Below are 18,740 nucleotides of genomic sequence, written 5' to 3' on the forward strand. Positions count from 1 at the left end.
GGTGGGCAGTACTCCTCGTGATAATGCCCGGAAAGAGAGAGGGAACAACGTGGTAGCTTCGCGCATCGATCTCCTTATCGATAGGCTCCGCAGCGTCGTTGACCCGGTTGCGCTCATTCTAGAGGCTGGGGAACGGCAAGCCTATAGCTGCGATGGACTCACGAGCCATCGGGCGGTTCCCGCACTTGTCGTCGTACCAGCTGATCGTCGCGAGCTGGTGGCGTGTGTTCGTGAGGTCATTGCGTTGGGTCTTCCTTGGGTTGCCAGAGGAGCCGGTACGGGCCTCTCTGGTGGCGCCCTCCCTGACGAAGAAGGGGTGTTGGTGGTCACCTCGCGCTTGAAAGGCATCCTTGAGATCGACCCATTTTCCCGCGTTGCCGTCGTCGAACCAGGAGTGGTCAACCTTGAACTCTCCCGGGCGGTATTGCCCTACGGTCTCTACTTCGCGCCAGATCCATCCTCCCAGATCGCCTGTAGCATCGGAGGGAATGTTGCCGAAAACTCAGGAGGAGCCCACTGCTTTAAGTATGGTTTTACTACCCATCATGTGTTGGCACTGGAATTGCTCTTGCCAACTGGCGAGTTGCTGTGGCTTGGCAATGAGGGAATGGATGGACCCGGACCGGATCTACGGGGTGTAGTGATCGGTTCCGAGGGGACGCTCGGGATTGTGACAAGGGTCGTGTGTCGACTGCTCCCCCTCCCCGAGATCCGCCGTACGTTTTTGGCCTATTTTGACTCGGTGGCTGCAGCGGCGGAGGCGGTGAGCGATGTGGTTTCGCGAGGGATCACTCCTGCTGCCATCGAGATGATGGATCAACTTGCTATCGTTGCCTGTGAGATCGCCACAGGTGCCGGGCTCGACACGACGGCCAAGAGTTGCCTGTTGCTCGAACTCGACGGGGAGATTGATGAAGTGGCACAGGAGTTTCTTGCGGTACGCGCACTGCTGGAGCTCCATGGCTCCTCCCACGTCTGGGAGGCGGCCAATGAGGAGGAACGTGGGTTGATGTGGCTCGCAAGGAAGGCTGCCTTCGCCGCAGCAGGCCGTGTGGCGCCGGCTTACATTGTCCAAGATGGAGTGGTGCCGAGATCGGCGCTTCCGCGGGTCCTTGAACGCATCGGAGATCTCGGAACCGATTCGGGCCTTGCGATTTTGAACGTCTTCCACGCTGGTGACGGCAACCTACACCCACTCGTCACGTACGATCCTTCGGTCCAAGGGCAGGAGGTCCTGGCGGAGGAGGTGGCGGCAAAGATCCTGGCGTTATGCCTTGAGGAGGGCGGTTCTCTCACGGGTGAACATGGGATTGGCGTCGATAAGGTCTGCCACATGCCGGAGATGTTCTCAACCGAGGACTTGTCCACCTTTGAACGACTGCGAGCTGCGTTCGATCCGAGCGGGATGTGTAACCGGGGGAAGTTGTTGCCGACCCCACGACTGTGCGGTGAGCGTCCCGGTCGCTATCAGCCTCATGCACTCGAAGAGGCTGGCTTAGGGGAGCGATGGTGACAGAACAGATCGCCCCTGCCTCAGTCGAGGAACTCAGTCAATGGTTGAGGGAGTTGGACCCGGGCCGTCGAGTCGTCGTTCGAGGCCTTGGCTCGAATCTGTCGGGCGATCCTGAAGGGCTGGCCGTGGTCGAAACGACTTCGCTTGCGGGTATCGGGCACCGGGTTGATGATTTTTCTGTCACGCTGGGGGCTGGTGTCACCTGGGCCAGGCTGCAGGATCAGCTGGCGCTTGTCGGTCAACGGGTAGCGGTAGACCCTCCAGGGGTCGGTACTGTTGGCGCGATGGTGGCCACAGGTGCGCGAGGTGGCCTCATCCACCGCTACGGCGGCATCCGCGATCAGATCATCGGGATGACGGTAGTCCTGGCTGACGGGAGCATTGCTCATAGCGGTTCGACGGTCATCAAGAACGTCGCCGGTTATGACCTGGCAAAACTCTTTGCCGGGGCCCGAGGTCGTTTCGGGATTATCGCTGAGGTGATCTTCCGTACGCGTCCGTTGCCAGAGACGCAACGGACGCTGTTGGTCACCATGCGGCCAGATCGGGTCCGCGATGTCGTCATCGCACTCATGGGTGCCCACGTTGAGCTGAGCGCTCTCGACCTTGTAGAGGATACGCTCTCCGGTCTGGTCGAAGGCGGTCACGAGGTGATCGACCAACGTATCGAGCGGTTGGAGCGTGCGGTTTCGGATGGCTCAACCATGATTCTCGATGAAGCTGAATCGATGGCTCATTGGTCTCGCCTTAGGGGGTTCCAGCTCCCGGAGGAGGGGGGGATGGTTTTTGCACTTTCCGCGCGCAGTACGGCGATGCTTGATCTGCTCCCTACGATCAGGAAAACGTTGGGACCTGCACTTGTGGCTCTTGTCGCTCATGTCGGTGCGGGCGTGGCGGAGATCTCCGTCCAACCGGAACACCAGGCACACCGACTAGCCAACCTCCAAGGAGTGCTCAGTGCCGGTGCCGTGGAGGTCCGTGCGTGGCATTCCCACAGGGTGCCCGCTCACGAGACCTGGTCGCGCACGCCGGCCGCAACTGTGCAGCATGTGACCGATGACGCCGAAGTCGGCACCGCAGAGACCATCTCTGCTCAGCTCTTGATCGATCGTATTGCCATGGCATTCGATCCATACGGAAGGTTTGACCGATCATGACGACAAGAACCCCGTCGCTTGCCGAGGAGTTTACAGCGATCGCCAAGCTCAGTGCGACCTGTGTACACTGTGGCTTCTGCTTAGCTGCTTGCCCTACGTATGCGGTGACGGCAATGGAGAACGACTCCCCTCGTGGAAGGATTTGGCTCCTTGCAGAGGCGGCGCGCACTAACAAGGTCACTGACGTTCTCCGACTACACATCGATCGCTGTATTGGATGCGAGGCATGTGTCCCGGCATGTCCCTCTGGGGTTCGTTATGACGAGCTGATCGACCGGGCCCGCCGGGTGGTGAATGTCGGCCGGTCTCAGCGCGAACTACTTGGGCGTTCGTTGGTGGTGAGGAGTTTTTCAAAGGCACAACGTTTTGCGGGATTGGCCCCGAGCGCTCAGGTGCTTGCCCGTGGGGTGGTGCGAGCGTCCTTCTTGCGGCCTGGACTCGCCCATCTGCCGCGGGTGCAGGCGTTGGTGCAGCAGGCGGCAACTATCCGTGCGGCGTCGCCAGTGACCACCTTCACCTCGCTGGTTCCCAACGAGCGAGCGCGGGTCGTCATGCTCACAGGGTGCATCGCGTCGGTACTGTTCAGCGAGGTCAACGCTGCGACAGTGAAGGTTTTAAACGCCGAGGGCATCTCAGTCGTTGTTCCCAGGGGGCAGGGGTGTTGTGGAGCACTCGCCTCACATGCTGGCCAGCATGACTTAGCACAGCATGAGGCACGGACGCTGATGGAGACATTCGACCTTACCCATATCGATGCGGTGATCACCAACTCCGCGGGATGCGGCGCCATGATGAAGGACTATGGGGAGCTGCTCGAACATCAGGAGGGATCCGATGCGTTCGCGGAAAAGGTGGTCGATGTGATGGAGTTCCTGGATCGATTCACGAGTATTGCCCACTATCGACCGCTGTCGAGCAAAATTCTCTACCACGAACCCTGCCATCTCGCCTTCGCGCAGGGGGTTCGTTCGGCTGGACCATCAGTGCTGAGTCGCATCCCCGAGCTCGAGCTCGCTCTCACTGAGGGGCCTAACTGTTGTGGGGCCGGAGGATTGTACTCCGTGAGCCAGCCGGCGCTTGCACGCCAAGTCGGCGAGGCGAAACGAGATGCGATCCTGCGTACCCAGGTCGAGCTCCTTGTCTCGGGAAACCCTGGTTGTGCCATCCAGCTCAACTCGTTGCTCGGTGATCGCGTGGAGGTGCTCCATCCGATCGTCCTATTGGCCCAGGCGCTTGAAGCATGACCGGTTCAGAGGAGTTGACCATCGATCTTGGACGCCTCTCTCCCGAGGTGCTGGACCTGCGGGCACGCATTCTTCGAGCTGGCCTTGATCCATCGACGGCCCACTTCCCGGGAGACGATGATCCGCTCGCGATACACGCACTTGCCCGTCGCGGCACGAGAGCGGTGGGCGTCGGGAGTCTGTTGCCAGAGCCCCTCGAGGGGGTGCCGGGCTATCGGGTACGTGGGATGGCGGTGGAGCAAGACTACCGGGGGCGAGGAGTTGGAGCGCGTATCCTCCAGCACCTGCTTCAAGTCGCTCACGAAGCTACTGGCACCCAGGAAGAGAGCGTCGTCACCTCGCGGTTTACGTCGGTGACGCCCGTCTGGTGTCATGCCCGTGTTGCAGCGCGTAGCCTCTATGAACGTCATGGTTTCGAGGTCGTTGGAGAGGTTTTTGTGATTGAGGGGATTGGGCCTCACGTACTGATGGTGCAAAGGCGAGCATGAGTCGACTAACCGAGAGTCTTGATCGCGTACGTAATCAGATGCTTGACCTTGCAGATCTACGGTTAGCGTCGCTCTTTGAGCAGCTCTTCGCTATCGACGATTTCGACGAACTCAGTCTCGAATTGGTAGCTGGTACCTGGTTGATGAGGATGAAGATGCATTGGCTTCTCGATCGTGACGATGACGAGGTGATCGAGGATGAGGAGCTCGACCGAGCCCTGGAGGGCATCTTGCTTGGCTTGGTCGAAAAGGCGATCTACGCCTCCGCATCCAAGGCGATGCGTACCCGCCTTGAGAGGACGGCGGAGTCATTGCCGGTCGCACTCGAGGCCGCCGATCTTGTTGATGATCGAGATGAGGTAGTACTGCCATCCTCGGGGCTCGGTGAGGCGATAGCTCGCGCCTTGGCCCGTGCGAGTATAAACGCGGAGGTTGGTCCTACACCATTGATGCGCTCCTCAGTCGATATTGTCGCCATTGGTCTGAAGTTTTTGGACCGGCTTGAACGGATGACATCATTCTCGGCCATGATTGCCGATGGATCAGGCGTCGAAATTATAGTGAGCTTTGTGATTTTGCTTGAAGCCCATGCGTTCGGTGCAGTAGCGTTGCGCCAGGTCGATACCGATATCGAGGTCGGTGTCATCGATGGAGAGCGTCTTGGCTTGGTGGCCGAGATGGTGCGGACCCTTGGTTGATCATCTGCTCCCCTTAGGGGTCGATTCGGCCGGGGTCGATGCTGCCGAAGTAGTGTTGCCGGTGGTGGCGAGGACCATCGAGGGTCTGCTCTCGCTTGGCGTTGGTCCGATTACCCTCGCCGAGTTGGCCGATTTCCTGGAACTCGAGAAGGGTCAGGTTGAACTCGCCCTCGACTATTTGGCGAGCGATCTGGTAGCGCATGACCGTGCGACCAGGTTAGTGAAGGTTGCCGATGGCTACGTACTAAAGACCGCACCTGATTTAGCGGTCGTACTCGGTCGGTTTCTTTCCGAAGAACAGAGTCCAGTGCTGTCAGGTGCTGCAATGGAGGCGCTAGCGGTCGTCGCGTATCTGCAACCGGTGTCCCGGGCACAGGTTTCAGAGATCCGCGGGGTCAGTTCGGATGGAGTGATTCGGCTGCTTGTCGATCGCGGCTTCATCGAAGGTGATCGACGGCGTGGGCGTGTCGGCGAACCTATCCTCTTCCAGACCACACAGTTGTTCCTTGAGCGTTTTGGACTCGAGAATCTCGCGAGTCTTCCTGCGCTTGCCGATTTCGTCCCATCTGCGGAGCTTGTCGAGGTGCTTGAGGAGTCACGACGGAACCGGTAGGGGATCGACTCCAGAAGGTCTTAGCGACGAGGGGTTATGGTTCTAGGCGTGCCGCGGAGGAGATCATCGAAGCAGGGCGGGTTACTGTCAACGGAGAGGTGGCCAGGCTTGGCTGTCGGGTGGTCACGGCCGATACCATCTGCGTTGATGGCGCGCCGGTCGGCATCGCGGAGACACTCGAATACAAACTGTTGAATAAGCCACCTGGGGTGGTCTCAACCGCCAAGGATCCTCATGGTCGGCCAACCGTGGTGGATCTGGTGCCATGTGAAAGCCGGATCTACCCAGTGGGCCGCCTAGACGCCGAGAGTGAGGGTTTGTTGATCCTCACGAATGACGGCCCGCTGGCGGAGTATTTGATGCATCCACGAGGTGGTGTCGAGAAGGAGTATCTTGTTGCGATCGATCGGAAGGCCACCTCACAGTTGCTCGGAGCATTGCGTCGTGGGATCGAAGTCGATGGTGAGTTGTTGGTCGCTAGGCGGGTCGGTCAGCTCTCAAACACTACCTTAAGGATCGTTCTCAAACAGGGTAAAAATCGCCAGATACGTCGCATGCTTTCGGCATGCGGATTTGAGGTGACGCGCTTGGTTCGCACCCGCATCGGTACGCTTGTGGACCCCTCTTTGGCGCCTGGTCAATCACGTGATATCACCACAGACGAGTTGATCGCCCTGCGCACCGGCGGCCGGTTGGCCCGCTAACCTGTCAGCCATGGGTGTGCGAGCAGTACGGGGTGCGACGACGGTGGATACCGACACCGCCGAAGCGATAGACAAAAACGTGCGTGAACTTGTGAGTGTCATGCTCGAACGCAATCAGCTGGACAAGGACCAGTTGATCAGTATCTTCTTCACGGCTACTTCGGATCTGCATTCGATGTTTCCTGCCGCAGCAGCAAGGGCGCTTGGATTTGGTGATGTTCCGCTGATGTGTGCGCAGGAGTTGACGATTGAGGGTGCAGTGACTCATTGTGTTCGAGTGATGATGCACGTCGAGGATGATCGTGATCGTCGGCTTTTTCATCATGTCTATTTGCACGGAGCGATAGGGCTCCGTGACGACCTTCCGGATTAGAGCGTACGGTGCAGGCGCGGATCTTCTCTGCCGAGCCTCGCCTTGTCGGCAGCCTCCGGCCACCACCCGATAAGTCGATCAGCCATCGAGCTCTCTTGCTGGCGTTGCTGGCCCGGGGTGTATCGCGCCTTGACCACCTCAGCACCGCCCTTGATGTGGCCGCCACCGCCTCAATGATCGAGGGATACGGTGCATCGTTGCGGGTTGATGGGTCGGTGACCTTGGTGGAGAGTTCGGGTCGTGCGGGCCTGATCGAGCCCGATCGGATACTCGATTTGGGGAACTCTGGCACCGGTGCACGCCTTGGGATTGGGGTCGCCACGTTGGTGCCGGGCCTCTCTTTCTTTACCGGGGATGACTCCCTTCGGCAACGACCCATGGGGCGCGTGATTGGTCCGCTTCGCCAGCTTGGAGCTACGATCTCGGCTCGAAATGGTGATACCTATCTGCCAGCGATGGTGAGTGGTGGGGGACTAGTGTCGGGAACTGTTCATCTAGCAGTGGCCTCTGCGCAGGTGAAGTCGGCGCTACTCTTTGCTGCACTTGGAGTCGATGGACCAGTAACGGTAGTTGAGCCAGTGTTGAGCAGGCCACACACGGAGGAGCTCTTTGGGCTGACCGGTATTGATCTTGTCGAGGATTTTGTGGAGGACAGCGAAGCACACCGCGTCACCATCGTAGGCCCCGCGCAGCCGTCACCGTTTTCATTCCGCATACCAGGCGATCCATCTGCTGCGGCCTTCTTTGTCGTGGCGGCAGCCTGCACGCCAGGTGCCGATCTCGAAGTTGAGGAGATGTATCTTGGTCCGACACGGACCGGGTTCCTTGAGGTGCTCGAACGCATGGGTGCCCACTTGACCCGCGATCATGGTCGCCTCAGAGTGCAGGGTTCCTCGCTCGAGGGTGTCGAGATCGGTGGTTCGATCATCCCAAGCCTTATCGATGAGATCCCGATCCTGTGCGTCGCTGCCGCCTTTGCCGGTGGGCTGACCATCATCCATGATGCGGGCGAACTCCGCATCAAGGAGACGGACCGGATCGAGACAACCGCCGAGCTGTTGATGTCCTTTGGAGTTACGGTGGAAAAGCTCACTGACGGATTGGTCGTCCATGGAGGACTCCAACCTGGCTCATTAGGCGCTGGGCAGCGTCGGGTGGGCGCCAACCTCGACCATCGTATCGCGATGGCCGCCGCCATACTGGGTATGTTGGCGGGTGGGATGACAGAGATTGACGGGGTCGAGACGGTGGCGACGAGCTATCCTGGCTTCTTTCGCGACCTCGAAGCGCTCTCATCGGTGACGATCGAGTTGGTCTAGCGAGGCTATCGTGATGAAGGGAGGCTATCGTGAGGGAGCGAGGCTACCCAAATGAGGCGAGGCCAACGTGGCGTTGTGATCAAGCGGTCAAGATTACAACGGTCAACCAGCTCCGACTCGAGAGGTTGATCGTGAGTCTTTCTCGTTCTCTGGAGTTGATTCGGTGATACCGGTGAGCACCTCGAGCTGGGCGATGACGCGAGTCAGTGCAGCTTGATCGCCAAGGGAGAGTTGGTCGATGGTCGATGCCATCTGGACGCGAGCCAGTTGTTCGATCTCGTTCGCCAGCTGTTCCCCAGCCGTCGTGAGGGCGAGTGTGGCTTTGATGCCAGCGTGCTGTGGAGTCTCGACAATGAGAAGATCGCGTTTGGCGAGTCGCTCGATCTCCCGACGCAGGTTCGAGGGATCAGCCCCGATAATTCGGCTGATCTCGCGGAGCCCTAGGCCCGGGGCTCCCGCCAAGGTTCGCAGAATCGCCGCCTGTGGTTGGTTGAGGGCTATCGTCCCCAGCCGCTCTCCCCACTGCGTTCGCAACTGCCGCGCGACCCTAGCGAGTCGGAATCCAAGGTCATCCACCATGTTCGAGCTGATCTCCTGGGAACATGGTTGCAAGGATGGCGATGCCTCTGCTATAGGCAGGCATCCCAGCGGTGATGAGCGCGAGTTCTACGACCCCGAGGAGATCTTTGAGGGTTGCCCCGGCTTTACGCGCGGCGCCAGCGTGGAGCGTCGCCGCATCGTGTTCACCAAGGACGAGAAGCTGGGCGAAGTGAACGAGCTGCGCGGTCTTGGAGTCGAGCGGATTATCCATGATCAACTGGGCTCGCAACGCTTCAATACTCACGATGCTCTCATCCCGATCGGCCAGTCGCGCGATGCGTATCCGGTCTGCAATAGAGGGAGGAACGGTCCCAGTCAACGCACGATAGCTAGCCTCAATGGCGGCAACATCTGGTGTCGTCATCGAACTCTCGCCATCGACTCGCGAATAGCAGCCAAAGCAGATTCGGGCAAGGATTGTGCGCCTCCGAGTCCAATTGCCGCCAGCTCTGCCTCGGCCGCCTCTTCGAGGACAGTGAGGAGTTGTGCGGTGGCAACAGGATCGCTAGCGAACACCAAGACGCCGTGGTTTCCGAGGATGACCGCCTTCGTCTCAGGGTGAGCCTTGGCTTGGTCGATAATGGCTGAGACCGACTTGTCTGATCCACGTGGTGCCCAGGTGGCGACGGGTACGTCGACAGACTGGCCCCATCGGAGGAGCGCTTCGTAGCGGCAAGGGAGCGCCTGATTGGCCATCGCGAATGCCAAAAGACTCGGCGAATGCGTATGGATAATGCCTCCCACATCGCTTCGTAGTTTATAGATCTCGGAGTGCATCGCGATGATCTCTGCGTTGGTTGGGTCGAGATCGCCTTCGCGGACGACACCGTCAAGTCCAACGGTCGCTACCCGATCGGCAGTGAGGTTGCGGACCTGTCCATCGATGGTGAGCAACATGCTATCGGCCCCAAGTCGAGCTGACAGGTTTGCGTGGCCCGTATGGGACATCACTCCGTTCTCAAAGAGAATGTTGGCGGCACGTACGATACTTTCGGCTTGCTGGGTCATGGGACTCTTCTTTCTGTTCGTTCACAAGTTATTGTGTAGTAAATACTACACCAGCCGACTCACTTCTCCGGCCTCTCAGCGCAGTTGTCGCTGATCCACCCATGGGGAGTTCGACGGTAGAGGCTTGGCGTAGCGCTCCATGATTTGGGGTTCGGTTGTCGTTGGTAGGGTAGATGTGCACTTGGGCTCCAGTCGTTCCTAAGCGGTCGTGTGGGGCTAGAATGCGCCACTGGTTTCACAGGTCGTAGTGGAACTAGGGTGGGATGGGTGATCGTCGTGCAAATGCCCGAGCAGTCCCCAAGGGGACGCGACGATGGGGAGGGGAGTAATGGATCTTGGTCTAAAGGGGGCGAAGGCGCTGGTAACGGGTGGAACTCGCGGCCTTGGTTTCAGTGTCGCCGCAGCTCTCCTGGAAGAAGGTGCCGAGGTGGTGATTGCAGCGCGCGACGAGCAGGTTGGTGAGAGGGCGGTTTCACTGCTGGGCCGTGGGGCGCAGTATCTACCCGTGGATTTGGCCGTATCCGGGAGACCGCAGGAGTTGCTTCGACAGTTTCTCAATCTCCATGGTCATATAGACATCCTCGTGCTAAATGCTGGAGGCCCCAAGAACGCCTCGTTAGGCGCGATGCCGGTGGATCAACTCCATGAGGGCGTTGGGTTGGTACTCGCACCGATGATCGAGCTGGTAGAGGCGGTAGCTCCATTGATGAGGGCACGTCGGTTCGGGAGAGTTGTCTCGATCAGTTCGTATGTCGTTCGCGAGCCAGATCCCGAGATGATGCCCTCCAACGTGGCGCGAGCCGGTCTCCTTGCGTACTTGAAGGCGGCGGCTTTCGAGTTGGCACATTTTGATGTGACGGTCAATTCAATCCTTCCCGGACTTCATGCAACGCAGCGTCTGGTCGCCCTACAGGAGGCCGGGGTCGATCTCGATCGGATGCTCTCGCGGGTACCGATGGGTCGCTTCGGTGATCCAGATGATTGTGGCCACCTCGTTGCGTATCTGTGCTCAAGGTGGGCGGGCTATATCACTGGCCAGGCGATCGCGGTTGACGGTGGAGCGACCAGAGGGTTGCTCTAGTTCGTGGAGTGATCCACCCCAGATGAACCACCTTGAATGTGAGAGGACGCGCCATGAGGGGCCTTCCGGTTACCCAATATGACGCTGTTCCTACCCATATAACTCATGGAAGAGCGCTGTTGAGAGTTCACCAACCTATTGCAAGATGCTGGGATGGAAAAGCTGCCCCGTTAGCGTATCGGATCTAATAAATCAACAATGGGTGTTGGAGCGATGTTCAGCTTATCCGGTGTCGTGGAACGCACATCAACGATCAAGCCAACGTTTCGAATAAGGGAAACACCGTGGTCAATAGACATTGGAGATATAGCAGCTTCGATTCCTGTGCCACCGTAGATGATCTCGTAGATCGTGGGGTCTTTTACCTTGAGGCGTGCGCCCCATTCGCTTATACGACTATAGACGGGGTAACTGGCTGCCGAACCTAAGTATGGCTTTGCCTTTGCCCCAGGGATCGGCAGAAAGGGGGAATGAAACTTCCATCTCGTCATGCGATACACCTTGCTATCAAGCAATGCGATTAGGCTATCAATTCGATAGTATTGAGCTAGTTGTGTGATTGCCTGATATAATCCTAGACTCACGAGGCTTGCAGCGAGAGGTGATTGATACTCAACGCCAATGGCTACTGTGCCTATATCCCAGTGATCAGGTGTCGACAAGAAGAGCTCGTCGAAGCACGAATCATTATACAATTCAGGCCACTGTTTGGCGATATCGTTCAGTGTCTTTAGGCCAATAGCATCGTTAGGCAGTATGACTCTCGCCATTCCCGCGATCAAATTGGTCAAGTTGTCCGTCACACACAAAATGATGCTGTAGTTCCTATAGGGACCATATTCCTCATCGAGCTCCTTGGGAGTATTGCCAAATTCGCGAAGAAATACTAATCCCTCGAGCTCCAAGGCGGGCTTGGCACGTGGATCATTAGCAGTGTACAGGTTGACGCTGAAGGGGGTAGGTGTAATCATTCATGATTCCGTAGTGGTGTTTGGATCTTCCTACCGTCCACCGCTAAAAGCGCGTTCATAACCCATCGTATGTCTTGTCAGAAAAGGTGAGATATGCACTCATAGTTCGGTGATTGGATTCAGATAGATGTATTCCTGCATGGTTGTTTTAGAATGCTTTCGATGTAATATGGGTAGCGTCAAAGTAGGACTTTGTAAAGCTGACTGCCGTACTCGGTTCAAATGCTAGGCAGGTATAAATGTCCACGCTAAAGAACACCAGCGGACTCTCCCATGCATAGAAATGAGCGCCAGAGGTTTCCCAATGTACCCAGCCAGCCCAGCCAAAACGGTCAGATCTATGAGTTACGGGGTCGATGAGAAGGGTCATCCCACACACGTCCGAGAGTTGCGAAAGATACTCCTGGATATCCTTGTCGCCGATTGGTAGCTCTCTGCGACCTTCTATTACTAGTCGCTGTCGGTAAATCGAGGGGGCCAGATCGACGTGTTTGTTGCCATGGTCCTCATCTTGCGCTAACACCATGTGTTAACCCTAGTGGTTGGTTCATGCGTTCACCCCCAGGGCGCGCCTCCCTACCTACGGATTTGCAGCAATTGATTAGCGTTCCCGTTAAACGGGAAAAGTTTGTGGCAGGCCTGACGAAATGATTGGTTGTTGGAAGCGGTGTCGATCGTGAATAGGGTAGGTTGGGCGGCGGCCTCGTTGTCCAGTTGGCATAGATCATCGGCAAGCGGTGAACTCAATGGATGGATCACAGCACTGTAGCGTGCCCAAACTCTGTGGGTCAGGTCCATTGTGGGTAGGGACTCGCCGGGCGGGTGGAGGTTGATGTACTGATGGGGGCTGGAACAGCACATGTGCAATAGCAGGTGCAGAACGACGGGGTCCTTTTCACCACGTGCTTTGGGAGGGCATCTGCAGTGCAAGTACCCTGGAGGATTCCTTAAGCGCCCGACGTAGCCTGCCGATGGAATACTTATGTGCCCCATTGCAAAACAGCATCGAGCTCCTGGCGAAGACCCTCCGGCAAAGCGTCCGCAATGGATCTCCCGCAAGTACCGCCAGTCGCTGGCTTCTGACGAGACCCGTAATCTCCTGAAGCGGCCCGCTGCACTGGGTTTCATTACCCTATGGGTACTGATCGAAGCTCTCCAATTCCTCCGCATTGAAACGACACTTGCCTACGCGCTCTTAGGGGTCGTTACGCTAGCCAGTATCGTCCAGTATGTACTGCGCTACCGACCAAACCAAGTATGGGTCTGGGTGCTCATAGCATCATCGCTCGTCTTGTTCATGATCGGATCCGCGTTGAGAGCACTCTTGCACTCCTTCGGTAACCTCACACCGAATCGGCCTTGGTTGCCCAGCGTGGTCTCTCTCTCAGGATATGTGCTCCTAGTGATCGTGTTGAGCGGGATTCTTAAAATACAAGAGGGACCTAAAGCAAATCGGAATGGCGCTATCATCGAAACCCTCATGACCGGAGTGCTAATATTCGGAATCGCCTGGGCCTTTGTTATTAGTCCATTGGCTGATCAGAATATTTCACTTCGGGTAATTATTGTCCTCGCAATATATCCCACCCTGTCGGCTGTGTTAGTATCCTTGACGGTGCGAATTGAGTTGCTTCTACAGAGGCGGCTGACGACAACGGATGTCTTATTATTACTTACGATGTGTTCGATGTTCATTGGTGACGCGCTTTATTTGCTAGACGAGGTTCATCGGATCAACCTCTCCTTTGGATTGATGAACCTACCGTATTCGGTTTCATTATTAACATTCATCCTAATGACAGTCGATCCTACTGTGCATACACTCACAGAACCATCATTTGTAAGCCGCAATCCTCGTCTGATTCCAAGACTAGTCATAATTGGTGTAAGCTTTCTCGCGATGCCAATTCTCTTGATTGCGCCTAACGAGACTACTTTCAACCGTGACATACTTGGTGGATTGGCTTTCGTGGTAGCACTCCTTGCGCTCTTCAGATTGTCTTCCGCGCTAGGAAAGTCAGATGATGCCCAGCGGCGCCTCCACTATCAATCTACTCATGACTATTTAACCGGGCTCGGGAATAGAAAGTACCTCGACGAATATATCAGTGTTCTTGTTGATGAGGCTAGTTGTCACCACCCTGGTATTAAAATTGCTATATTCTTCATTGATCTCGATCGCTTCAAGATGCTTAATGATACTCTGGGTCACAGCGGTGGTGATGCAGTATTACGAGAAGTGGCGCAGCGTCTAGAAGCCTCCAGCAGCCCATCGGGTGCGGTGTTCAGAATGGGCGGCGATGAGTTTGTTGTCATTGAAAAAGATATTGCTGATGCAGCAGATGCGATGACGATAGCTGCTAGCATCACCGAAGCACTTGGGAGGACGATCAATGTCCATCAGTCGGTCTATCGTATCTCGGCTGCCGTAGGGATAGAGATCGCTACCATTGATTCAACATTGGATGTCCAGACACTCATAGAGAATGCAGATCTTGCAATGTATGAAGCAAAGGCCAGCAGTCCCAGCTCCATTGCAGTGTTCACTGATAGTATTCGTAAATCGGTAGAGGCCCATGCCGATCTCGAAGTTGATCTGCATAACGCGGTTCGCCAAGGAGAACTCTTCCTGGTATATCATCCCATTGTCGAGATGAGCTCACAGACTATTGTGGCTGTTGAAGCCCTTGTGAGATGGCGTCACCCGAAGCACGGGGTTCTGGCCCCGGACCAGTTCATCAAGCTCGCTGAACAGACCGGTGCGATCCTTGATATTGGTAGATGGGTTCTTTTCAATGCGGTCAAAGACCTCGTCACTATCAGAGCATCTCGCCCAGCTCTTGCACATGTACGTCTGAACGTCAACCTCTCGGTTGAACAGTTTCGAAGAGACAGGATCGATATCTTGCTGGTCGCTGCTTTGAGGGAGTCGTGCCTCGACGGTGAGGCAGTTTGTGTCGAAATCACCGAATCGTCGCTCATGAGTGATCTGACTATTGCTGATGGACAACTGCAGAAGTTGCGAAGTCGAGGGGTGCGTGTGGCCCTTGATGATTTCGGGACTGAATACTCTTCACTTGCGTACTTGCGGACGTTACCCGTTGATTTGCTAAAAATTGACCGGTCGTTCGTTGAAGCTCTTGGTGGCACGGTATCGGTATCAGATACCCTGGTGATGGCTATCATCGCTATTGCCAAGGGGCTCAATATGGATATTATTGCGGAGGGCGTTGAGAACATCGAGCAAGCCCGACGGTTGGCTGAGCTCGGCTGCGAGTACATGCAAGGCTATCTTTATTCTAAACCAGTGCCACTAGAAGAACTCGTTAGACTGGTGGACAAGCGTAGCGTTTTCAATCTGTCTGGTGGATTGTCTGCATAGTCTGCACATGTCGGTCGTGCCTGGCTGGTACCAGAGCATGTTGTGTTTTCGATTCTGTTGCTCAAGGAGTGGTGTCTTTGCTGCAGCAACATCGGCATTTCTACATCACCATTTACTCGATAGTTCAAGCAGTGGGAAGCCAGGGGCCTGAATGCAAGTTGTGAGTCTGCAATAAAGTGGACCGGCGGTGAGGGGTCCTCCAAGGAAATTCGTCACTGTTGTTAATTCGAAGCGATCCTTGTGCAAGGGCTCGCTGGGGACGTAGTATCGTTGTTGGCTGTACAGTGATGCGGTAGGCCGAGGCGGCATCTTGAGTGAATAGTCCCGAGATGCGCTGATGATGTGCCACCGATTCAAAGTGACGGTGGTCCCGGGTGAGCGATAACTTTGGTGTTGGCTTGATGTGATGCTAGGGGTGAATCGGTATATCCCAAAGAGGAAACCACCGCTGTACGTCGGTCTCCACTGGGAGATCGGTGCCGACAATCGCCTTTAGGGAGAGCTCTCTTTCGTTGTCGCGACGTTCGTGAGCGAGGGGTACGAAGGGATAAAACGTACCTCGTTTATAGAGATAAACCCAGTAGACCATGCTCTGATCCTTCGTGTCCTGGAAGGGGTAGAGCGAACAGAGGAGCTGCGGTGAGAAGCCGTGGTCCTCAAGACTGCGGTTCACTGCATGAGAGGCGGTTACGACGGTCTCTAGGTCTTGACCGTCGATCACGACCCAACGGTATCCATAGGAATCGGTCGACAGCGAGATCTTCACGTCGGTCATCTCTTTAAGAACGCCCTGGAACTCAGACTCGGTGTTGGCGAACGCGGCCCCAGAGGCTGGCTTAAAGACCACTGCTGCCTGCATGGTGGGCACAAGGTTCGCTGAAACTTGGAGCGTGATGGCAGCACTTGACAAGGCAAAGATCGAGTCAAGGTTTGCATTGACCTGCTTGGATTTACCCAAAATAGTATCAAAGAAGCCCACGCTATTCTGCCTTCCCGAGTTCCCGATCGAGTTCGTCGAGCTGTGCGATGCGCTTTTCGATACTGGGGTGGGTGGCAAAGAGCCCAGAGGCGAGTGAGGGATTGCGGGGGTTGATGGCTGGGGTGAAGAAGAAGGCGTTAAAGGCCTGGGCGGTGCGCAGGTCTCTGGTAGGGATTTGCCCCATTGTTCCAGAGATGCGTAGAAGCGCTGACTTCAAGGCTGCTGGGCGCCCAATCAATATAGCTCCAGCGCGGTCAGCGGCTAATTCGCGATAGCGAGACAGAGCTCTGATGAGGAAAAAACTGATGGCATACACGACTGCCGAGATCAGCATGATCGTCATCTCGATGGCGATTATATTTCCCCCGCCGTTGCCACGACCTCCTCCACGGCCACGTCCGCCACCGTAGCCTCCTCCCATCATGCCACCAAAGATCTCAGAGTAGAACATCAATCGGGTCAGCAGCCCTGCGAGGACGCCGAGAAAGGAGGCGATCGTCATCACCACAACGTCCCGATGCGCAATGTGGCTGAGTTCATGCGACAAGACGGCCTCGAGCTCTTGTGGGGGTAGTCGACGCATCAGGCCACGGGTGACACATACCACTGCGTTCTTAGGGCTCCGTCCGGTTGCGAAGGCATTGGGGACGTCGAGTTCGGAGATGGCGATCTTTGGCATCGGCATGTCGGCCAGAGTGGTGAGCTGGGCAACGATCTGGTAGAGCTCGGGTGCCTGTTCCTGGGTGACGATGTGACCATGCATCCCAAAGAGTGCAATGCGGTCAGAGAAGTAGAGCTGTGCCACGAGCAGGGCGACGGCGATGATCACGACCGTGATGGCGCCAACGCCAACTGCGATCAAGAGCCCAAAGAAGAGAACGTAGACGAGCCCAAGAAGAAAGATCGTGAATGCCATGCGAGCACTCAACCCTCTATCCTTTACATATCGAGATTCCGCCATTGATCACCTTTCTTGGATCTTTTGCTTTCCGTTCATCTGTACTAGGTTTGCTCACACAACCAGCGTGGACCTGCGCTTCATCCTTCCCGAAGAGGTGCCCGACCAGCTCTCTGCCTGCTATTCTAGCAGCTGGTAGGCGAAAGGTAGAAGTGGGTTCTGGCCGACGTATTCAGAAAGTCTGGTCGTAGTGACCGTGACAATTGTTGCCATCGATGGACCAGGGGGTTCAGGAAAGTCGACTATCGCTTCGCGGCTCGCAGAACGTCTTGCTGTGCCGATGTTGTCGACAGGTCTCTTTTTTCGAGTTGCCGCCTGGGGCCTGGCGCCTGTCCTCGGCGAAGATCGGTTGGAGCCCGGTTTTGTGGAGGATTGGTTTGATCATCACCGGATCACCGTCAAAGGGGATCGCGCTCTGCTTGATGGCGGTTATCTTGGCGAGGAGCTGCGTCTACCGATGGTCCAGCAGATCCTTTCGCTGGTCGCGGCGGACTCTACGGTACGACGGCGTATCTTGGAGCTGGAACGGGCGCAGATCAGCAGCGTTGGCTCGTGTGTCGTGGAGGGTCGTGATATCGGATCGGTGGTATGGCCCCAGGCGATCTGCAAGTTCTATCTTGTCGCGCGCCAACAGATTCGCATCGAGCGGCGGCCGGAGGAGGGGTTGGAGTTGATCGATCGCGATCGCAAGGACTCGGTACGTCGTGATGCGCCGTTGAGGATGGCTCGTGACGCATTTCTTGTTGACAACTCGGATGAACCAGTCGAAGTCCTGGTCGATCGCATGGCTCGTCTCGTGGCTCTCCAGTCAGAGCGCGCCTCCGTTGAGGCCCCAAGCTGATGGATCGAACGCGCTACATCGCACCATCTGCCTTCGAGCGACGCTTCTATCAGGGGGCACAGCGAACTGTGGAGGGCTGGAATCGCCATTTCTGGTTGGTGACGGTACATTATGAGACTCCCATGCCACAACCTCCCTATATCCTGGCACCCACACATCGTTCGAATATCGATACGCTTTTGGTCGGCTCTATCACCCGTGATCCGATGACGTACATGGCTAAATCGGGCGTCTTTGTTAATCCGATCTTTGCAAAACTTTTGCGGCTCCTTGGCGGCTTTCCCGTCGACCGCGACGGTACCGACCGAGATGCGGTGGAGATTGCCCAGGCAGCGCTGCTCTCAGGATCGAGCCTCGTGGTCTTTCCGGAGGGTACACGCCGCAGAGGTGCCAAGGTGGAGAACCTTGAAGAGGGGGCATCCTATCTGGCACTCAAGGCTATGGTGCCCATTGTCCCTGTTGGTATTTCCGGTTCTGAACAGGCGATGCCGGTGGGTGCCAGGCTCATCTATCCTGCACCCATTGCGATCGAAGTGGGTGCCTCCTTGATGCCTCTGTCAGTGCGTTCGGGCAACGTCTCCGCTGCACGGGTGCGCCGCTCGGAGATTACCAGACTGACCGAACAGTTGCAGTCGGAGTTGAATCGACTGCGCACGCAGGCTGAGCATGAGCGGGTCCGGCTGCGTTCGACGCTCTAGAGGGCGGATAGAGAGAGTAGCGAGCAGGTGGCATCATCGCGTGCGGGTTTTTTGCGGATGGGTCATTCGGCGCTTGCTCTGATCGAACAAGGGACCGGTTGGCCGCTGAGGGT

20 protein-coding genes and 1 pseudogene are annotated in these 18,740 nt (G+C 56.6%); 14 read left to right on the forward strand and 7 right to left on the reverse strand.

Annotation, left to right across the window (positions count from 1 at the left end; genetic code table 11):
- The first annotated feature begins 49 nt into the window (after positions 1–49).
- The 10 genes and pseudogenes from M7Q83_RS04375 to aroA all read left to right on the forward strand — a co-directional run bounded on the left by M7Q83_RS04375 (position 50) and on the right by aroA (position 8,109).
- The gene (locus M7Q83_RS04375; RefSeq protein WP_298335766.1) at positions 50–1,513 is read left to right on the forward strand and encodes an FAD-linked oxidase C-terminal domain-containing protein; all 1,464 of its coding nucleotides are present in this window, start codon (positions 50–52) and stop codon (positions 1,511–1,513) included.
- Positions 1,507–2,670, forward strand: a complete 1,164-nt coding sequence (locus M7Q83_RS04380) for an FAD-binding oxidoreductase (protein ID WP_298335768.1) — start codon at positions 1,507–1,509, stop codon at positions 2,668–2,670. The genes M7Q83_RS04375 and M7Q83_RS04380 overlap by 7 nt, the downstream gene beginning before the upstream one ends.
- Positions 2,667–3,914, forward strand: a complete 1,248-nt coding sequence (locus M7Q83_RS04385; protein WP_298335770.1) for a heterodisulfide reductase-related iron-sulfur binding cluster — start codon at positions 2,667–2,669, stop codon at positions 3,912–3,914. Before M7Q83_RS04380 ends, M7Q83_RS04385 begins: the two co-directional genes overlap by 4 nt.
- Positions 3,911–4,402: a GNAT family N-acetyltransferase gene (locus M7Q83_RS04390; protein ID WP_298335772.1), complete on the forward strand. Its 492-nt coding sequence runs from the start codon at positions 3,911–3,913 to the stop codon at positions 4,400–4,402. Before M7Q83_RS04385 ends, M7Q83_RS04390 begins: the two co-directional genes overlap by 4 nt.
- Positions 4,399–5,100 carry a hypothetical protein gene (locus M7Q83_RS04395; protein ID WP_298335773.1) on the forward strand — a complete coding sequence of 234 codons (702 nt, stop codon included), beginning with the start codon at positions 4,399–4,401 and terminating at the stop codon, positions 5,098–5,100. The genes M7Q83_RS04390 and M7Q83_RS04395 overlap by 4 nt, the downstream gene beginning before the upstream one ends.
- Positions 5,093–5,713, forward strand: a complete 621-nt coding sequence (gene scpB, locus M7Q83_RS04400) for an SMC-Scp complex subunit ScpB (RefSeq protein WP_298335775.1) — start codon at positions 5,093–5,095, stop codon at positions 5,711–5,713. Before M7Q83_RS04395 ends, scpB begins: the two co-directional genes overlap by 8 nt.
- 17 nt (positions 5,714–5,730) lie before the next feature.
- Positions 5,731–5,835, forward strand: a pseudogene (locus M7Q83_RS04405) (S4 domain-containing protein); the annotation flags it as partial.
- Entirely contained in the window at positions 5,833–6,417 is a 585-nt protein-coding gene (locus M7Q83_RS04410) for a pseudouridine synthase (RefSeq protein WP_298335872.1), read from the forward strand. The pseudogene M7Q83_RS04405 and the gene M7Q83_RS04410, both read left to right, overlap by 3 nt.
- Before the next feature lie 10 nt (positions 6,418–6,427).
- Positions 6,428–6,790: a chorismate mutase gene (gene aroH / locus M7Q83_RS04415; protein ID WP_298335777.1), complete on the forward strand. Its 363-nt coding sequence runs from the start codon at positions 6,428–6,430 to the stop codon at positions 6,788–6,790.
- 8 nt (positions 6,791–6,798) lie between these two features.
- The gene (aroA, locus tag M7Q83_RS04420; RefSeq protein ID WP_298335779.1) at positions 6,799–8,109 is read left to right on the forward strand and encodes a 3-phosphoshikimate 1-carboxyvinyltransferase; all 1,311 of its coding nucleotides are present in this window, start codon (positions 6,799–6,801) and stop codon (positions 8,107–8,109) included.
- 102 nt (positions 8,110–8,211) lie between these two features.
- Here aroA and M7Q83_RS04425 read toward each other — a convergent pair whose 3' ends face one another.
- The 3 genes from M7Q83_RS04425 to M7Q83_RS04435 are packed head-to-tail and all read right to left on the reverse strand — an operon-like array spanning position 8,212 to position 9,717.
- Positions 8,212–8,688 (reverse strand): MarR family winged helix-turn-helix transcriptional regulator, encoded by a 477-nt coding sequence (locus tag M7Q83_RS04425; RefSeq protein WP_298335781.1) that lies wholly within the window; start codon positions 8,686–8,688, stop codon positions 8,212–8,214.
- Positions 8,678–9,073, reverse strand: coding sequence for a carboxymuconolactone decarboxylase family protein (locus tag M7Q83_RS04430; RefSeq protein WP_298335783.1), 396 nt, complete (start codon positions 9,071–9,073; stop codon positions 8,678–8,680). The genes M7Q83_RS04425 and M7Q83_RS04430 overlap by 11 nt, the downstream gene beginning before the upstream one ends.
- Positions 9,070–9,717 carry a class II aldolase/adducin family protein gene (locus tag M7Q83_RS04435; RefSeq protein WP_298335785.1) on the reverse strand — a complete coding sequence of 216 codons (648 nt, stop codon included), beginning with the start codon at positions 9,715–9,717 and terminating at the stop codon, positions 9,070–9,072. Before M7Q83_RS04435 ends, M7Q83_RS04430 begins: the two co-directional genes overlap by 4 nt.
- Before the next feature lie 313 nt (positions 9,718–10,030).
- Between M7Q83_RS04435 and M7Q83_RS04440 the strand changes: the two genes are divergently transcribed.
- Positions 10,031–10,798: an SDR family oxidoreductase gene (locus M7Q83_RS04440; RefSeq protein ID WP_298335787.1), complete on the forward strand. Its 768-nt coding sequence runs from the start codon at positions 10,031–10,033 to the stop codon at positions 10,796–10,798.
- A gap of 170 nt (positions 10,799–10,968) precedes the next feature.
- On the opposite strand, the gene M7Q83_RS04445 is transcribed toward M7Q83_RS04440, so the two are convergent.
- Entirely contained in the window at positions 10,969–11,769 is an 801-nt protein-coding gene (locus M7Q83_RS04445; protein WP_298335789.1) for a hypothetical protein, read from the reverse strand.
- Positions 11,770–11,917: 148 nt separating this feature from the next.
- A complete protein-coding gene (locus M7Q83_RS04450) occupies positions 11,918–12,295 on the reverse strand; it encodes an S-adenosylmethionine decarboxylase (protein ID WP_298335791.1) in 378 nt (125 codons plus the stop codon).
- 876 nt (positions 12,296–13,171) lie between these two features.
- Between M7Q83_RS04450 and M7Q83_RS04455 the strand changes: the two genes are divergently transcribed.
- Positions 13,172–15,151 carry a bifunctional diguanylate cyclase/phosphodiesterase gene (locus M7Q83_RS04455; RefSeq protein WP_298335793.1) on the forward strand — a complete coding sequence of 660 codons (1,980 nt, stop codon included), beginning with the start codon at positions 13,172–13,174 and terminating at the stop codon, positions 15,149–15,151.
- Between the two features lie 409 nt (positions 15,152–15,560).
- Here the strand turns inward: M7Q83_RS04455 and M7Q83_RS04460 are convergent, their stop codons facing one another.
- Both M7Q83_RS04460 and htpX read right to left on the reverse strand, forming a co-directional pair.
- Positions 15,561–16,130 carry a hypothetical protein gene (locus tag M7Q83_RS04460; RefSeq protein ID WP_298335795.1) on the reverse strand — a complete coding sequence of 190 codons (570 nt, stop codon included), beginning with the start codon at positions 16,128–16,130 and terminating at the stop codon, positions 15,561–15,563.
- Position 16,131: 1 nt separating this feature from the next.
- Positions 16,132–17,091 carry a zinc metalloprotease HtpX gene (gene htpX / locus M7Q83_RS04465; protein ID WP_298335797.1) on the reverse strand — a complete coding sequence of 320 codons (960 nt, stop codon included), beginning with the start codon at positions 17,089–17,091 and terminating at the stop codon, positions 16,132–16,134.
- Between the two features lie 187 nt (positions 17,092–17,278).
- Between htpX and M7Q83_RS04470 the strand changes: the two genes are divergently transcribed.
- Complete coding sequence (locus M7Q83_RS04470; protein ID WP_298335799.1) at positions 17,279–17,929, forward strand: (d)CMP kinase; 651 nt, start codon at positions 17,279–17,281, stop codon at positions 17,927–17,929.
- The gene (locus tag M7Q83_RS04475) at positions 17,929–18,627 is read left to right on the forward strand and encodes a lysophospholipid acyltransferase family protein (protein ID WP_298335801.1); all 699 of its coding nucleotides are present in this window, start codon (positions 17,929–17,931) and stop codon (positions 18,625–18,627) included. Before M7Q83_RS04470 ends, M7Q83_RS04475 begins: the two co-directional genes overlap by 1 nt.
- The last annotated feature ends 113 nt before the right edge of the window (positions 18,628–18,740 follow it).

It is taken from the genome of Ferrimicrobium sp. (genome assembly GCF_027364955.1).
Taxonomy (GTDB): Bacteria; Actinomycetota; Acidimicrobiia; order Acidimicrobiales; family Acidimicrobiaceae; genus Ferrimicrobium.

Excerpts from the sequence above, each read along its gene's own strand:
- M7Q83_RS04380 (WP_298335768.1), top strand. The coding sequence starts at position 1,507 with ATGGTGACAGAACAGATCGCCCCTGCCTCAGTCGAGGAACTCAGTCAA.
- M7Q83_RS04385 (WP_298335770.1), top strand. The coding sequence starts at position 2,667 with ATGACGACAAGAACCCCGTCGCTTGCCGAGGAGTTTACAGCGATCGCC.
- M7Q83_RS04390 (WP_298335772.1), top strand. The coding sequence starts at position 3,911 with ATGACCGGTTCAGAGGAGTTGACCATCGATCTTGGACGCCTCTCTCCC.
- M7Q83_RS04395 (WP_298335773.1), top strand. The coding sequence starts at position 4,399 with ATGAGTCGACTAACCGAGAGTCTTGATCGCGTACGTAATCAGATGCTT.
- aroH (WP_298335777.1), top strand. The coding sequence starts at position 6,428 with ATGGGTGTGCGAGCAGTACGGGGTGCGACGACGGTGGATACCGACACC.
- M7Q83_RS04425 (WP_298335781.1), bottom strand. The coding sequence starts at position 8,688 with ATGGTGGATGACCTTGGATTCCGACTCGCTAGGGTCGCGCGGCAGTTG.
- M7Q83_RS04430 (WP_298335783.1), bottom strand. The coding sequence starts at position 9,073 with ATGACGACACCAGATGTTGCCGCCATTGAGGCTAGCTATCGTGCGTTG.
- M7Q83_RS04435 (WP_298335785.1), bottom strand. The coding sequence starts at position 9,717 with ATGACCCAGCAAGCCGAAAGTATCGTACGTGCCGCCAACATTCTCTTT.
- M7Q83_RS04440 (WP_298335787.1), top strand. The coding sequence starts at position 10,031 with ATGGGGAGGGGAGTAATGGATCTTGGTCTAAAGGGGGCGAAGGCGCTG.
- M7Q83_RS04445 (WP_298335789.1), bottom strand. The coding sequence starts at position 11,769 with ATGATTACACCTACCCCCTTCAGCGTCAACCTGTACACTGCTAATGAT.
- M7Q83_RS04450 (WP_298335791.1), bottom strand. The coding sequence starts at position 12,295 with ATGGTGTTAGCGCAAGATGAGGACCATGGCAACAAACACGTCGATCTG.
- htpX (WP_298335797.1), bottom strand. The coding sequence starts at position 17,091 with ATGGCGGAATCTCGATATGTAAAGGATAGAGGGTTGAGTGCTCGCATG.
- M7Q83_RS04475 (WP_298335801.1), top strand. The coding sequence starts at position 17,929 with ATGGATCGAACGCGCTACATCGCACCATCTGCCTTCGAGCGACGCTTC.